This window comes from Salegentibacter salinarum (assembly GCF_900168115.1).
In the GTDB taxonomy this organism is placed as follows: domain Bacteria; phylum Bacteroidota; class Bacteroidia; order Flavobacteriales; family Flavobacteriaceae; genus Salegentibacter; species Salegentibacter salinarum.
In genome coordinates this window covers 1-16741 of the sequence record NZ_FUZC01000013.1, presented here as the reverse complement: position 1 = coordinate 16741, position 16741 = coordinate 1, and the positions used below count along the sequence as shown (strand labels likewise).

Annotated in this window: 12 protein-coding genes; 3 read left to right on the top strand and 9 right to left on the bottom strand. The window is 38.2% G+C overall.

Annotated features, from left to right (window positions below; translation table 11 throughout):
• Positions 1-19: 19 nt before the first annotated feature.
• From B5X53_RS14565 to B5X53_RS14540, 6 genes are all read right to left on the bottom strand, one after another.
• Complete coding sequence (locus B5X53_RS14565) at positions 20-2230, bottom strand: RelA/SpoT family protein (RefSeq protein WP_079713967.1); 2211 nt, start codon at positions 2228-2230, stop codon at positions 20-22.
• A 35-nt stretch (positions 2231-2265) separates the two neighbouring features.
• Positions 2266-3504: a M48 family metallopeptidase gene (locus tag B5X53_RS14560; RefSeq protein ID WP_079713966.1), complete on the bottom strand. Its 1239-nt coding sequence runs from the start codon at positions 3502-3504 to the stop codon at positions 2266-2268.
• Positions 3505-3552: 48 nt separating this feature from the next.
• Positions 3553-4347 (bottom strand): TrmH family RNA methyltransferase, encoded by a 795-nt coding sequence (locus B5X53_RS14555; RefSeq protein ID WP_079713965.1) that lies wholly within the window; start codon positions 4345-4347, stop codon positions 3553-3555.
• 101 nt (positions 4348-4448) lie between these two features.
• Positions 4449-5750 carry an amidohydrolase family protein gene (locus tag B5X53_RS14550; RefSeq protein WP_198550721.1) on the bottom strand — a complete coding sequence of 434 codons (1302 nt, stop codon included), beginning with the start codon at positions 5748-5750 and terminating at the stop codon, positions 4449-4451.
• Positions 5751-5765: 15 nt separating this feature from the next.
• On the bottom strand, positions 5766-8759 hold the full coding sequence (locus B5X53_RS14545) for an amidohydrolase family protein (RefSeq protein ID WP_079713963.1): 2994 nt from the start codon (positions 8757-8759) through the stop codon (positions 5766-5768).
• A gap of 131 nt (positions 8760-8890) precedes the next feature.
• Positions 8891-9964, bottom strand: a complete 1074-nt coding sequence (locus B5X53_RS14540) for a DUF3810 domain-containing protein (protein WP_232764068.1) — start codon at positions 9962-9964, stop codon at positions 8891-8893.
• Between the two features lie 239 nt (positions 9965-10203).
• On the opposite strand from B5X53_RS14540, the gene B5X53_RS14535 reads away from it, so the two are divergent.
• Positions 10204-11664, top strand: coding sequence for an aminoacyl-histidine dipeptidase (locus B5X53_RS14535; protein ID WP_079713961.1), 1461 nt, complete (start codon positions 10204-10206; stop codon positions 11662-11664).
• Between the two features lie 166 nt (positions 11665-11830).
• On the opposite strand, the gene B5X53_RS14530 is transcribed toward B5X53_RS14535, so the two are convergent.
• The 3 genes from B5X53_RS14530 to B5X53_RS14520 are packed head-to-tail and all read right to left on the bottom strand — an operon-like array spanning position 11831 to position 14565.
• On the bottom strand, positions 11831-12952 hold the full coding sequence (locus B5X53_RS14530) for a peptidylprolyl isomerase (protein WP_079713960.1): 1122 nt from the start codon (positions 12950-12952) through the stop codon (positions 11831-11833).
• 42 nt (positions 12953-12994) lie between these two features.
• Positions 12995-13555, bottom strand: a complete 561-nt coding sequence (gene gldI / locus B5X53_RS14525; protein ID WP_079713959.1) for a gliding motility-associated peptidyl-prolyl isomerase GldI — start codon at positions 13553-13555, stop codon at positions 12995-12997.
• The gene (locus B5X53_RS14520) at positions 13552-14565 is read right to left on the bottom strand and encodes a DHH family phosphoesterase (RefSeq protein ID WP_079713958.1); all 1014 of its coding nucleotides are present in this window, start codon (positions 14563-14565) and stop codon (positions 13552-13554) included. The genes gldI and B5X53_RS14520 overlap by 4 nt, the downstream gene beginning before the upstream one ends.
• A gap of 202 nt (positions 14566-14767) precedes the next feature.
• Between B5X53_RS14520 and B5X53_RS14515 the strand changes: the two genes are divergently transcribed.
• Positions 14768-15808 (top strand): alkaline phosphatase D family protein, encoded by a 1041-nt coding sequence (locus B5X53_RS14515; RefSeq protein ID WP_079713957.1) that lies wholly within the window; start codon positions 14768-14770, stop codon positions 15806-15808.
• A gap of 110 nt (positions 15809-15918) precedes the next feature.
• Complete coding sequence (locus B5X53_RS14510; RefSeq protein WP_079713956.1) at positions 15919-16338, top strand: nucleoside-diphosphate kinase; 420 nt, start codon at positions 15919-15921, stop codon at positions 16336-16338.
• The last annotated feature ends 403 nt before the right edge of the window (positions 16339-16741 follow it).

Genomic DNA, 16741 nt, shown 5'->3' with positions numbered 1-16741 from the left:
ACCTTACAAAGGTATAGGATTATTCACGGCTAACCTTGTCGATGCCGTTAATTTTTTTGAGTCGGTTCATGATTTTTGTAAGTATCGCATTGTTCTTAACCCTTAGCGTAATTTGCCCGCTAAAAACACCGTCTATACTTTCAAAATTAATCTTTTGCATATTCACATTCAGGTTACTGGAAATTTCCCTGGTGATCTCACTTACCAGGCCTAAATTGTCAATTCCGGTTAATTTTACCACTGCTTTAAAGTCCTGTTGCGAAGAATCTATCCATTTTGCAGGAATAATCCTGTAGGCGTAGTTACTCTGAAGCTGAAGCGCATTCGGACAGTTTTTCTTATGAACTTTAATACCATCATTTACCGTTACAAAACCAAAAACCTGGTCTCCCGGAATTGGGTTGCAGCAATTGGCTAATTTATACTCTAAAGTTTCATCTTCATCCCGGCCAAAAACAAGCTGGTCGTATTTTGAAGTTATTTCATCTTTATTAAGATCTTCGGCAATAACGGGTTTTTTGATCTTTCGCTTAATATAACTTACCAGGGCGTTGCTTCTGGATGCAGCAAATTCTTTAAGTTTCTGGTTATCAATTTTTCCAATTCCAACGCGATAAAATAAATCCAGGCTGGTTTTAAGGTTAAAATGAACCACCAGCTCGTTAATTATTTTCTCGTTAAACGGAATTTTTTGAGCCCTTAATTTTCGGGTAAGAATTGCTTTTCCTTCTTCGGCGATTTCCCGTTTTTCGTCTTTCAAAGAAGTTTTTATCTTAGCGCGAGCCCTTGCAGTTGTTGCATAATCTAACCAGTTTACGTTAGGTTGCGCGTTTTCTGAAGTAATTATTTCTACCTGGTCACCGCTTTTTAATTCGTGACTTAAAGGCACTAGTTTATTATTAACCCGTGCACCCCTTGTTTTTAAACCTATTTCGGTATGAATACTAAAAGCAAAATCTAAAGGAGTAGAGCCTTTTGGTAAAGATTTTAAATCTCCCTGCGGGGTAAAAACAAATATTTCTTTTGAGTAGAGATTGAGTTTAAACTGCTCTACAAAATCTACAGCATTCACATCAGGATTTTCTAAAGCTTCCTGAAGCCGGTTTAACCATTCTTCTATTCCGTGGTCATCCTGGGTATCGCCTTGCTTGTATTTATAATGAGCTGCGTAACCTTTTTCTGCAATCTCATTCATACGCTGACTTCTAATCTGAACTTCTACCCAGCGACCTTTGGGTCCCATAACGGTGATATGCAGCGCTTCGTAACCGGTAGATTTAGGTGAAGAAATCCAGTCGCGAAGTCGGGTTGGGTTTGGCCTGAAATGATCGGTTACTATGGAATAAATCTTCCAGGCTAGGAATTTTTCGTTTGCCTGGTCACTTTTATAAATTATTCTAATTGCAAATTTATCGTAAACCTCGTCAAAGCTCACATTCTGAGCTTTCATTTTACGATGAATAGAGTAAATTGACTTAGGTCTGCCTTTAATATCATAATTAAAATTCTCCTGAGTCAGGGAATCTTCAATTACTTTAGAGAATTCTCTAATATAGGCATCCTGTTCTTCCTTACTCTCCTTTATTTTTGTATGAATTTCGGTATAAACCTCTGGATCTGTATATTTCAGACCAAGATCTTCGAGTTCGGTTTTAATATTATAGAGCCCAATTCTGTGAGCCAGCGGGGCATAAATGTAAAGGGTTTCTGAAGCAATTTTTTCCTGTTTATCACGCCGCATAGCATCCATAGTTTGCATGTTGTGCAATCTGTCGGCTATTTTGATAATAATTACCCGGATATCGTCATTGAGGGTAAGCAGCATTTTTCGGAAATTTTCGGCTTGCAGTGAAACATCCTTATCTTTCTTTAAACTTGAAATTTTTGTGAGTCCATCAACAATCGTCGCGACGGTTTCTCCAAACATTTCTTCAATATCTTTCAACGTGTACTTCGTGTCTTCTACTACATCGTGTAAAAGTGCGGCAATAATAGAAGTAGCATCCAATCCAATTTCTGAAGCTACAATTTTTGCCACCGCAATGGGGTGAAAAATATAAGCTTCGCCAGATTTTCTGCGTTGCTCTTTATGCGCATCTACAGCAGTATCAAAAGCTTTTCTAATTTGTTTTTTATCATCATCACTTAAACTGCGGTAACTTATGCGCAGCAGTTCTTTATATTGCCTCGCAATTTGCTTGTTTTCTTTTTCTATAGCTGCTTCTGTCATAATTTAAAAGTACAATTAAGATGGTAAAGAAACAACTACAAACCGCGCTTTAAGTTTCTGAATCTTTGTAAAAGTGTGGGATGCGAATAATGCATAAAAACATAAGCTTTATGCGGAGTAAGATTGCTTAAGCTGTTTTTGGTAAGTTTTTTTAAACTCGAAATTAATGGTTCCCCGCCATAAGTGTTTTTCGCATAATTATCTGCTTGGTATTCATACTTTCGGGATAAGTAATTCATTAATAATCCTGTAATTTCCGAAATAGGACTGTATAAAATCCCGAAGGCAATTAAACCAATATGAAAACTTGGTTCTTCTACACCCAGCGCTTGCGATAGGGCAGGGCTGCCAACGAATAACGATAAAAGCCAAAGCGTAAAGCCTGTGGTTAAAATTGAAGCAACCAGGTTCACGATAATATGGTTCTTTTTATAATGCCCAACCTCGTGCGCCAAGACGGCTACAATTTCCTCTTCCTCCAAATCTTTTACCAAGGTGTCAAAAAGGGTAATGCGTTTTTCCTTTCCAAACCCGGAAAAATAAGCATTGGCTTTTGTACTTCTTTTAGAACCGTCTATGATAAAAATATTATCTAAGGTGAAACCAACACTTTTTGTATAGGTTTCGATCTTTGTTCGCAGGGAACCTTCTTCCAGCGGGCTTTGCTTATTGAATAAAGGCACGATGAGTTTTGCATAAAACATATTGAGAATTATGGAAAAAACTGCAACAAGTATCCAGGCATACCACCAGAAATCGTTTCCGGCAAACTGATAGAACCAAACGATCAGCGCTAAAATTCCACCCCCGAGAATGCCCATCATGAACCATCCCTTTATTTTATCAAGGAAAAAAGTTTTTTTCGTGGTTTTATTGAAACCGTATTTCTCCTCGATAACAAAGGTGCTGTACCAGGAGAAAGGCGTGGTAAGAACATCACTGCCAATCATTATTATTCCAAAGAAAATAAGGGCTACCAGAATTGGATTATCGGTGAAACTTCTTGCAATTCCATCCACCCAGGCGAATCCGTCAAAAATGATAAAACCTAATGTGAGTAATACCGAAAAAGTTGAGGTGATAATTCCAAAGTGGTAACGTTCCTTTTTGTAGCGTTGTGACTTTTCGTATTCTTCTTTATCATAGACATCGCTGAGTTCCGGGGGAACGGGATCATCAAAATGTTTCGCGTTTAAAGTATCCAGAATTTTATCGATTATAAAGTCGATAACAATAATGGCAATTATGATATAAAATAGGGTTTCGGGATTCAAATGCTGATATTTTATGCTGGATTATATTTGCTGTCTACGGTGTTTTTTCTAAAAACCACGCTGTCTTTTTGCTTCAAAAATAAGTATTCCCGCTGCAACTGAAAGATTCATAGAATCAATTTCACCCCGCATAGGAATAATAATATTTTGGGTTGAATTTTCGCGCCACTCTTCGCTTAAACCCGTTGCTTCGGTGCCAACTACAATCGCTGTAGATTCTGTGAAATCTATGTCGTTATACGGTTTAGAAGCTTGCAGAGTCGCAGCGTAAATTGAGATGTTATTTTCTTTCAAAAAATCAATAATTTCTGAAGTGCTTCCAGTAGCGATTTGATTGGTAAACACACAACCAACGCTGGAGCGGATAATATTTGGATTGTATAGATCGGTTTTAGGATTGGCGATAAGAACAGCATCTACTTTTGCAGCATCGGCAGTCCTTAATATCGCACCTATGTTTCCGGGTTTCTCGGGAGCTTCAGCAACAAGAATTAAAGGGTTTTTAGTTTCAAATTTAATGCTTTCAAGGCTGTTTTTCTTGGTTTTAAAAATCGCTAAAACACCTTCCGTACTACTTCTATAGGCTATTTTTTCATAAACTTCTGAAGAAATTTCAGTAATTTGAATTTCGGTCGAAGTGAATTTCTGAACTTCCTCTAAACTTATTAAATTCGGGCAGAAATAAACCGCTTGAAGTTCAAATTTTCCCTTTAAAGCTAACTGAATTTCCCGTTGGCCTTCTACTAAAAACATACCTTCTTTTCGGCGTAGTCGTGATTTTTCCTGAAGCTGGAGCAGGTGTTTTACTTCCTTGTTTTGCGTACTGCTAATTTGCTTAACCATAGGTGTAAAAATAGGGAGTTAAAACCTATTGCAAAGAAAAGAGATTAACAAAATACCAACTTGGGCATAAATGCTAACCTCTTTATTTTTTTGATTTACTTCTATTTACTTGCGCTGTCGTATTTGTCCATATAGCGCTTATAAAGTTCGGTCTGGTGGGTTTCAAGACTTACTTCGCGGCCCTGGATAAAAGCGTGGGTTAAAACGTTCCCACGCATATCTAACGCATCACCTTCACTAATAAACAGGGTAGCTGTTTTTCCTTTTTCCAATGTTCCAACCATATCATCTATACCAAGAATTTTGGCGGTGTTGGAGGTAATTAATTTTAGAGCTTCCTCTTTCCCTAAACCGTAAGCACCGGCAGTTCCTGCGTAAAAGGGAAGGTTTCTGGTATTCATACGTTCCATACTTCCGCTGCTTTCCAGGGCTACTAACACGCCTTTATTATGAAGGATTCCCGCTAATTTATACGGGAAATCATAATCGTGATCTTCACTGTTTGGCTGGTCGTGCGGACGCTGGACTAAAACCGAAATATTATTCTCTTTAAGTTCTTCGATAGCCTTATGAGCTTCGTAACCGCCAACAATTACCAGGTGCTCTAATTCGTGGTCTTGCTTAAAATCAATAACATCCAGGATTTCCTTTTTGCCATCTACGTGAATAAAAACACGTTTTTCTCCGTTAAACACGTTTTTCATTGCATCGTAAGCAAGGTTGGTTTTATCGTTACCTCCTTCTAAATATGCTTTTGCAGAAGCAAAAAATTCTTCTAATTTCAACAAGTCTTCCTGGTAACCTTCGCTGGGTTTAATCCCGGGTTCTTCCCCGGCCCACCAACGGCCCCTGGTAAAACTGCTTGGCCAGTTAATATGCAACCCATCGTCTTCCTTAATTACTGCGTCTTCCCAGTTCCAGGCATCAAATTGTACAATAGAAGAAGTTCCCGAAATCGTACCACCTCTCGGTACAATTTGCCCCATCAAAACGCCGTTTGGACGCATACTTTCTACCAGTTTGCTTTCCGCATTGTAAGCGATTATACTTCTAATATGCGGAAGCATAGATCCAATTTCATCCTCATCGTCGGTAGCACGAACTGCATCAACCTCTACTAGGCCTAAAGTAGCGTTGGGAGCAATAAAACCTGGGTATACGTGCTTTCCTTCGGCTTCAATGATTCGGCCGCGGTATTGCATTTTTGTAGCCGTGGCATCCAAAACCTGAGTAATTTTCCCATCTTCAAAAATTATTAAACTGTTTTCTATTGTTTCACCATTTCCTAAGTGCGCTGTGGCACCAACTATTGTGATTGCTTCGGTTTGTTTAGAAGCAGGGGTTTGTTGTGCAAAAGAATTTCCTATGCAGGTAAATAGTGCAAGTAATACTAAATATTTCATCTTCATTTGTTCTTTTTAATGGATTTCTTCCAGGGTGTTACAATGGATATGCTGTTCTTCTTTCTTCGTTACCGGTTGAGTTTTTAAGCCTTTATTTTTGGCCTCCAACATTTGGGTGATTAATTCACTTCTTTGCTGCTGAATTTCTTCTCGCAACTTTTCATCTCTTTCTATATCAAAGAAAACTTTTCCCTGAATTAAGGTTTTTTCTGCTTTTGCGTAAATCGATAAGGGATTATCTGACCACAAAACCAAATCAGCATCTTTTCCGGTTTTTACACTTCCAACACGATCGTCTATATGCAATAATTTTGCCGGATTCAAGGATACAAATTTCCAGGCATCTTCTTCAGAAACTCCTCCATATTTAACAGATTTTGCTGCTTCCTGGTTTAATCTTCTGCTCATTTCGGCATCATCACTGTTAATGGCGGTTACAATTCCCTGGCTATGCATAATTGGCGCGTTAAAAGGAATCGCATCGTTCACCTCATATTTATAAGCCCACCAATCAGAAAAGGTTGAGCCACCGGCGCCGTGTTCCTTCATTTTATCCGCTACCTTATAACCTTCTAAAATATGTGTGAACGTATTAATTCTGAAATCAAAATTTTCAGCAACTTTCATCAACATATTAATTTCACTTTGTACGTAAGAGTGCGCTGAAACAAAGCGTTCCCTATTAATGATCTCGAGAAGGGTTTCCATTTCAAGATCTCTCCTGAAATCGTCATCATTTTCTTTAGCTTCTTCATACTCCTTTGCACGGGTAAAATAATCAGTAAAAACCTGCTCTACACCCATCCTTGTTTGCGGAAACCTGGAACGGCTTCCCCAGTTGGATTGCTTTACGTTTTCACCCAATGCGAATTTTATAAATTTTGGTGAATTTTCAAAGATCATATCTTCAGCATCTTCACCCCATTTCAACCTTAAAATCGCAGAACGCCCACCAATAGGATTAGCCGAACCATGTAAAAGCTGAACCGTCGTTACTCCACCTGCAAGATTTTGGTAAATATTGATATCAGTAGGGTCTACTACATCTTCCATAGTTACTTCGGCGGTAGAATTATGCCCGGCCTCGTTAATAGCTGAAGCCGCGATATGAGAATGTTCATCTATGATTCCTGAAGTAAGGTGTTTTCCAGTGGCATCAATAATTTTGGCATTTCCAGCGTTAAGGTTTTCTCCAATTCTGGAAATTTTTCCATTTTTTACGAGGACATCGGTGTTTTCTAAAATTCCTTCCTCTTCATTGGTCCAAACTGTTGCATTTTGAAAAAGGATGGTTTCTTCTTTCGGCATTTCTGAAAATCCGTAAGCTTTATTCGGAAAACTTACCGGCATAATTTCTCTAATGTCTTCCTCTTTATCTTCTCCATTTTCTTCTTCGTCTTCTTCCGCTTCAGCGGTTTCAGTTGAAGTTTTCTTAGTCGCGGTAAAATCAGTCTCTGAACCATCGCTTAAATACGCTGTTCCTGAAATGTCATCTTTACTATCATCAGTTTTAGCCACTAAACGAGTAAACCCGGTTTTTGTAGTATCTGCCGGAGAAAGTAGTAAATTCATCCAGTTATCAGAAAAACTAAGTTTAGCACCCAACTTCATCTCTCCGGATTTTACACTTGCTTTTTGGGATTCGGGTTTTCCTGAAATCTTCAATTCATAAGTAGTGCCTTCTAAATTAAGATCGTAGGTTCCGGTGATATCGGTAGTATTCATTTTATTGATCACCATTTTTTCTCCCTGGATCCAGTTTTCGAAAACACTGGTTTCTTTATCAAAATAATCACCGGAAGTTATAAGAAAATTCGCCCAGGCGCCTTCTTTTAAAGTCCCTAAACGCTCTTCTTCTCCAAGAATTCTTGCCGGAGTAGTGGTTAAAGCGGCAAGCGCATCTTCTTTACTTAATCCATAAGAAACGGCTTTTAGTAAATTATTTCTGAAATCTTTTTCAGCCTCAAGGTCGTGGGCGGTGATGGTAAACGGAATTTCATTTTCGGCAAGCATTTTAAGGTTAGCCGGGGCCTGGTTCCATGTTTTCATTTCTTCCAGCGTTACATGTTCGGCCAAAAAAGGATTTTCCACATCGTAAGCATCGGGAAAATTAAGCGGAACAATAAATGTGCTTCCGGTTTCTTTTATTTCCTGAAGACGCTGATATTCTTCTCCGTTTCCCAGAATCACATAATCCACATTGAATTCGTTACCGATTTTACCTGCTCTTAGAGCATCGAGAAGATTATCTGTAGCGAAGATTTGAGTAAGATTTTTATTTCGGTTTAAGGCTTCCAGGGCTAAATCCTTGTTGTCTGATTTTCCTTTTCCATACCATTCGGCATCTAAATAAGCCTGGCGAATTAAAGCCATCGCACCCATTGTTGAGGTTGGATAAGACTGTCGGGAAAGTTTACTTTTATCAAAAGAAAGGTATTGTGCAGAGCGATCTTTTAAAATGCGATCACCTTCGGTGCCGCCGGGGTTTAAAGCTACAAGCATCCCTGTACCACGAATAATTCCGTCGGTAACGTGTGTATTTACGGCGCCAAACCCGGCTTTATGAAGTGAAGTTGCAGCTTTTTCATCGTAATTGAAATAGTTAACTGCACCGGTTTCCGGCCTAATATGGTCGTTCCAGTAATACCCTTCGCGATTCGCATCATATTGTGGCTGGTCGTTACCGCTACTGGCTTCTTTGGGTTCTTTTATTCCAAAACTGCTGTATAAGTCAATAAATGACGGATAAACTTCTTTACCTTCTAAATCTATAACAATACTGTTTTGCGGTTCGCTAACTGATTTTCCAATGGCAGTGATTTTGCCATCTTTTACCACGAACGTTCCGTTTTCTATTGTTTCCTGCGGACTTACGTGAATCTTTGCGTTTTTAAATACAGTGTAGTTGGTTTGCGGATTTTTCACCCCATCGTTTTTGGGAAAGTATTCCTGGGCGTTGGATTGTAAACCGACCAGAAATACCAGACATAGTAAAAGTCTTATTTTCATAAATTGTAGTTGAATTAAATGTGGCTTAGAAATTAAAGGCGGTAAATTAAGAAAATTATAACAAAGCCGAAATTGGTTTTTACACTAAGTGAGAAATTATTTTTCTTAGTCCCAAATTCTTTATAATTACTTTAAATTCTATTTTTTTCTTCAGAAAAATAATTAACTAAAAGCGCCACCACGTAACTGTAGCTTTTCATTCCGTCGGCCTGGTTATTTACAATTAAAAACCGGTTGTAAAATGCCTGAAATACTGGTTCCATCGGGTTTTGGTGCGCCAACCAAAATTCTTCAACTTCACGGTAGTTTTCTAAAATTCCAGGATTGAGTTTTGCTTTTAAAGTTTCAAACTTTTCTGGATCTCTTCGGTATAATTCATTTAAACAATATCGCAGGGCAAAAGTATATCCTGAATACCTGAAATAAGCATCGGGATGATTCATCGTACTAAGGCAGGCAATAAAATTCGCTTCATTTTCCTTTGCAAATCCTAATTGATGGCCAATTTCATGACTGGCGGTAGTGGGGATTTTATAAGGCACAATCTGGGTATTGACCTGGGCTTCCCCGGTAAGTGGATTTAGATAACCATTGAAACCCATATAAGAAAGTGGAATACTGTATAAAGAGCGTTTTAGGGATTCCCCTTTATAAGTGAGTTCAGGGAAATCTTTGCTGATATTGGTATAGCCTTCTATGGTTTTTTTAAAGATTTCGTTCTTGGAATATGGAATTACCACGCTAACCGAATCGTTTTCGCTAAGTTGATTATGGAGTTTGTTAGATTCGGTGATTAATATTTCAGAAAGTTGATGGAGTTCTTCGGTAGTATAATCGTTTTCAATTTCCAAGGCCTTATGAAGCGGTAAACGGTAATAATTAAATCCCCAGAAAATATGAAAACAGGCGTACACCACAGATAAAACAGCAAGAGCATCTACAACCCAAAATCTTGAATTTTTAAATTTCTGCTTAAAACGTCTAATGAACCAACGGAGTATTAGAATTCCGAAGAGTGTATATAAGAGGTCGCCAAGTGAAAACGGTAAAAATCCATGCCCGTATCGCATTAATTTTGAAAATTGCGGATATAGAAGTCGGCTGTACCAATTCTCTACCAGCTCGGGATATCCGGCCAGGAACATGATAAAAATGATCTGCACGGGGAGCAGAAATGCTAAAATGTATAGTGCTTTCTTCTTCACTCGATAATCGAGATTTGATTCTCCGAGGTCTGTCTCGAAATTAATAACATTATTTTCTATAATTGCTTCAAGAGCTCGCTACGAGGTAGTTTTCTTTTTAAAATTACAATTATTAGCAAAACACGGCTTAAAATTTTAAATAACTGTTCTTCATTTGGTTAAATAAGTTTTAAAAAGCCTGTAAATTTTCCTTCTTTGTTTAATACCAATACCTTTGTGAAAGACCAAAATATAAAACAATGAACGAAGAAATAAGGGAATTAGAACCGAAAATTTTATGGAATAAGTTTGCCGATCTAAACGAAGTGCCACGACCTTCAAAAAAAGAAGAGCGGGTTATTGAGTTTATGAAAAATTTTGGAAATAAACTTAACCTTGAAACCCTGGTAGATGAAACCGGAAATGTGGTTATAAAAAAGCCGGCTACTTCGGGGATGGAAGATAGAAAACCCATCGTATTACAGGCGCATTTAGATATGGTGCACCAGAAAAATAACGATACCGATTTTGATTTTGAAACCAGCGGAATCAATATGTATGTAGATGGAGATTGGGTGCGCGCCAAAGGTACAACCCTGGGTGCTGATAATGGCCTTGGCGTTGCCAGTATGATGGCAATTTTAGAAAGCAATGATATTGAGCATCCCGCTCTTGAAGCTTTATTTACTATAGATGAAGAAACCGGAATGACCGGTGCCAAAGGTTTGGATTCTAATTTACTGGAAGGAGATATTCTTTTAAACCTGGATACCGAAGAAGACGATGAAATTGGTATTGGATGTGCCGGCGGAGTAGATATTACAGCGGTTAGGGATTATGAAGTAGAGCATACTCCAGATAATTCGGTTGGTTACCAGATAAAAGTAAAAGGCCTGCAAGGGGGGCATTCCGGGATGGATATTATAAAAGGTCTGGCTAATGCCAATAAGATTATGGCGCGTGTACTTTTCGATTCTAATCGGGATTTTGGTTTGCGCGTTTCCAGCATTCTAGGTGGCGGACTACGAAATGCCATTCCGCGCGAAAGTGAAGCAATTGTTGTAGTAGATAAATCTAATACCGAAACTTTTTTAACTGAAATTATTCAACAGGTTCGTGATATAAAAGCTGAATTTGCTTCCCTGGAACCCAATATGGATATTGAAATTTCTGAAACCGAAGTTCCAAATGAAGTAATGAAGGTTGAAGACCAGCAAGAGGTAGTTAAGGCGATTTCTGCAGCGCATAACGGCGTTTACAGAATGAGTCCTGATATTAAAGGTTTGGTTGAAGCTTCTAACAATATTGCCAGCGTAAAAGTTGGTGAGGGAAAAGTGAAAATTAACTGCCTTACAAGATCATCAGTAGAATCTTCAAAAGATGATTTAGCCAATAGTTTAGAAGCGACTTTTGAACTGGCGAAATTCAAGGTTAAATTATCTGGGGAATATCCCGGTTGGGCGCCAAATCCTAAATCGGATATTTTAAAGGTGGTAGATGAATTATACCAAAAACTGCATAATGAAAAAGCGGATGTGGCTGCCTGCCACGCCGGATTGGAATGCGGAATAATTGGAAACCATTATCCTGAAATGGATATGATTTCTTTTGGGCCTACAATTAGAGGAGCACATTCACCTGATGAACGCGCCAGTATTACTTCAGCCCAGAAATACTGGAAATTTTTACGTGAAGTTTTAAAGAACATTCCAAAAAAATAATTCGGGAATATTGTAAATAGAAAAAGGCTGTTTGAGTTATTTTCTCACGTCATCCTGATCTTGTTTCAGGATCTTGTTTCAATTGAACTTAGAAGCTGAAATAAATTCAGCTTGACGAAAGAAATATTTTAAACTCAAACAGCCTTTCTTATATAAAATCAGAAAATTATTCCTGTATACCTACCAATTCTACTTTAAAAACAAGATCGGTATTTGGAGGAATTACACCACCGGCACCTCTTTCACCATAACCTAAATGACTAGGGATATATAGCAAGACTTCATCACCAACTTTTAACTGTTGAATGCCTTCTTTAAATCCTGGAATCATTGGTGCATCGGGGCCGTAAACTACAGCCATAGGACCATAACCGCCCTGGTTTTTTCTTGCTTCATTAAATAAGCCCATTTCTTTAGCCAGTTCTTCTTTATTGGTGTCAAAGATCTCACCATCACTAAAATAGCCTTCGTAAAGCACTTCTACCATTTGCCCGGTTTTTGGTCGGTCACCATCACCTTCATTTAAGTAATGAATTTTTAGTCCGCTGTCTAAAGTTTCAGCATCACCTTCGTGGCTTTCAAATTCTTCAGCTTTGGCGCTTTTAGCTTCCTGGCGCTTTTTAGCTTCAGCATCTTCCTTATCTTTTATTGCCTGCAGTTCTTCTTCAAATACCTTTGGTGCTTCAAAATCTTTAGCGTCGTTTCCTTTTCTAATGATATTTACCTCTTCCATGGTAACCTTTTTTGAAGGTCTATCTTGAGGGCCGGTTTCAACTTTACCTATAGAATCTACAACATCCTGGCCTTCTACAACCTTCCCGAAAACAGTATGCCTGCCATCAAGATTTGGAGTAGGAGCAAGCGTTACAAAAAACTGACTTCCATTTGTTCCTGGACCGGCATTAGCCATAGAAAGAATTCCTTTAGAATCGTGACTTAAGCTATCTACAATTTCATCTGGAAATTTATAACCGGGGCCTCCGCTTCCTGTTCCTGAGGGATCACCTCCCTGGATAACAAAACCGTCTATAATTCTGTGAAAAGTTAAGCCGTCGTAATATTTTTTTCCTTTATGGGTGCTGTCTACCATTTTGTTATTGCCTTCGGCAAGGGAAACAAAACTGGCTACGGTTATTGGAGTTTGCTCAAAATAAAGTTCAGAGACAAAAGTTCCGTAATTAGTTTTAAATTCAGCATACATCCCATCTTCCAAATCGGGATATTCATCATTACACGAAATCATGGTAAATACCATGGCGCAAATTAGTAGAAATTTACTGGTTCTCATTTATTATAAAAATTAAAAAGGCTTTATATAGCCTGGGTTTACTTATTGTTGATTTTGAATTTCTTCTTTTTCAGTAATATTATTTAGCGTGACTTTTGTTTTTATAGGCCAATTAGTACCTATTTTATTTTTATCACCATAATATCCAAATGCTTTATACGAAGGAAATAAAAAAGTTACGGTTTCTCCTTCTTTCATTAATTTTAAGCCTTGTCTTAATCCGCTAAAAAGTTCCTCCTGGTCTATAGCATATGTTCTGGTGGCTTTTTCTCCTTCAGCGTAAATCACTTCATCATTTATGGTTGAGATACTATAGTCGAATTCTACTATATCGCCAAATTCCGGCGTAATAGAGTCGGTAGAATCTTCAATTTTCTTATGGTAAGTGTACCAAAAACCATCCTGAGACGATTGATATTCTCTAGTAGAATCCCGGTTTATAGCAGTTTCAATAAGTGCTATTTCTTTTTCCAGGAGTTCCTGGTTTTTAGCGATAGATTCGCTAATGTGCGAACCAGATTTCTGAGTAACAGGATAACGGGCTTCGGGAGATTTACAGGCTCCAAATGCGAGTATTGTTATAAAGATTAGGTATTTATTCATTGTTGCAATTCCTTATAATCAGGAAGAATTGTACTGAATTTTGTAATGGTGTCTTCCATAGAAAGTTCACTTTTTCCTCCGGCTGCATTATTATGGCCACCGCCTTCAAAATGAGCCCTTGCAAATTCATTTACGTTAAAATCACCTTTAGATCTAAACGAGATTTTTATAATTCCTTCCTGTTTATTTTCTATAAAAATAACGGCAAAAATCACATTTTCTATTGCCAGGCCGTAATTTACAAAACCTTCGGTATCTCCTTTTTGAAAATTATGTTTATCCAGTTCTTCCTGTGTTAAACTAATGTAAGCCGTTTTAAACTTAGGTTTTACACGTAAGTTTTGCAACGCAGTTCCTAAAAGCTGAAGCCGGTCTTCATTATAGGTATCAAAAATATTATTATGAATTTCGTGATTTACGGCGCCTTTATCAATTAGATCGGCAATTACGCGGTGGGTTTCAGCACTTGTGGCACTAAACCTAAAAGACCCCGTGTCGGTCATAATCCCTACATAGAGGCAGGTTGCGATTTCTGGAGTGATTTTAGGAACGGCTCTTAATTTATCAATAAAATGATATACCATTTCGCAGGTAGAACTCATTTCGGCATCGCTATAGGTATAATTAGCAAAGTCTGATGGTTCGCGATGATGGTCAATCATAATAAAAACTGCTTCAGAAGCTGTTAAAATCTGCTGCATATCGCCAGACCGGTCTAAATGATTAAAATCCAGTGCAAAAACCAGATCGGCTTCTGTTATAAGATTTTCGGCATTAGCTTTATCTTTTTCATAAATAATGACTTCGTCATTTCCCGGTAACCATTTTAGAAATCGGGGATAATCGTTAGGGGTAATTACATTTACTTTGTGGCCTTTATCTTTTAAAAAATGCATTAAGCCTAAAGTGGAGCCCATGGCGTCACCATCGGGGCCTTTGTGGGGTACAATAACTATATTTTTGGCCTGGGAAAGTTCGGCAGTGATCTCTAAAATTGCTTGTTCTATCATAATTTAATGTAAAGCATCCTTCCATAGGTGCTAAGTTGAAAAAAATGAAACATAAAAAGTTTCAAATCTCATTTTCCTTAGTTTAAAATCCCAAGGCTGTAATTTCTATAGCTCGCTTATCGAGTAATCAGTAAAGATACAATTTATTAATACCAGCTTAAAAAACCAATCTGTATTTTTGTATTCAACAAATCAACAAAAAATGAAGGTAATTTTATCGCTCTTTCTAAGCTTTTTTCTATTTATTTCCTGCGGAAGTAATTCTAAGACTCCCCACAATGAAGCCAGAGATGCTCCTGAAACTTTCGATTTTATAATTGCTTTTGGAAGTTGCAACCGGCAGGATGAGGCCCAGCCTTTATGGGACGCTATTTTAGAAGAAGAACCGGATCTTTTTCTTTGGGGCGGCGATAATATTTATGCTGATACCGATGATATGAACGAGCTGGAAGCCGATTACCGGGAACAGAAGAACCACCCCAATTATAAAAAGTTATGGAAAACTATACCGGTTCTTGGTACCTGGGATGACCACGATTATGGTAAAAATGATGCCGGAAAAGACTGGGAATTTAAAGAGGAAAGTCAGCAGTTGTTTCTCGATTTCTTTGATGTTCCTGAAAATGATCCCCGCCGGGAGAGGGAAGGTGTTTACCATTCACAAACTTTTACAGAAGATGGAAAATCAATTAACGTAATTGTTTTGGATACGCGTTATTTTAGATCTGATTTAGAACCGAGTGATAAACCGGGGCAGCGCTATAAAATTAATGCTGAAGGAACAGTGCTGGGAACTCAGCAGTGGAAATGGCTGGAAAATGAATTAAAAAATAGTACTGCCGATTATAATGTGATCTTAAGTTCTATTCAAATACTTTCAGCGGAACACGGATTTGAAACCTGGGGAAATTTTCCTTCAGAAACAAAAAAACTGGAAGAGCTTTTACAAGCTTCTGAAGCTAAAAATGTAATTATACTTAGCGGAGACAGGCATATTTCAGAATTTTCAGAGCAAAGAATGGAAGGTTTGAATTATCCATTGGTCGATTTTACTTCAAGCGGGATGACGCATTCGTATTCCGATTTCAGAGGGGAACCCAATCAATACAGAATAGGAGAGGTGGTGAGCGATTTGAGTTTTGGGCTACTAAAATTCGATTTTGATTCTGGAGAAGTAAAAATGGAAATGCGAGGCGTCGGGAATAAACTTCAGCAGGAATATTTAGTTAAGTACATAGAATAAGAACAGCTTTAAAAATGCAGCTGCCTGAATGCTAAATTCATATAAAACTTAAAGGAGCTTGTATTTGCAGCTTATTTAATTATTTTTGCCAAAATTAAAAAAACCATAAGATGGCAGGAAAAAGAACATTCACCATGATAAAGCCCGATGCTGTTGAAGCCGGGAATGTAGGTGCGATATTAGAACAAATTACCGCTTCAGGATTTAGAATTGTTGCTTTGAAAATGACTCAAATGACTACCGCTGATGCTGAAGAATTTTACGCAGTACACAACGAACGTCCTTTCTTTGGAGAGTTGGTAGAGTTTATGACAAGAGGTCCAATCGTATCGGCGGTGTTGGAAAAAGACAATGCTGTAGAAGATTTTAGAGCTTTAATTGGAGCTACAAACCCCGAAGATGCTGCTGAAGGAACTATTAGAAAGAAATACGCAAAATCTGTTGGTGAAAATGCCGTTCACGGAAGTGACAGTGATGAAAACGCACAAATAGAAGCTGCTTTCCATTTCTCTGGAAGAGAAATGTTTTAAGTAAAAGGTTTTATTTTATATAAAAACCACCAGTGTTATTCGCTGGTGGTTTTTTTGTGGTGTGCCGTGCATGGCATATCACTTGACGGTGCAAGTCCGTTATGGGGGTTTATAGCTACCTATCATTAGCCAAAGGCAAGGGTGTCCATCGTGAGGTGGAATCTGAAGGAAGCCTGCGGCAAAGTTCCGGTCCGAGGAACACGAACATCATATAAGGCATAGCTGATCTGGATGAGCTTGCCATACAAAGCGAAGTCCTAAAGCTATACGGAGATCAGGGTGTAGATGATGCGGATATATGGAATGAAAGTGATATGTCTTACCGCGGGAGATCTCACAGACATAGGTGAAACAGTGTATGAGCCTATGGTTGAAACAAGATTTATTGTGAGAATTCAGCAAA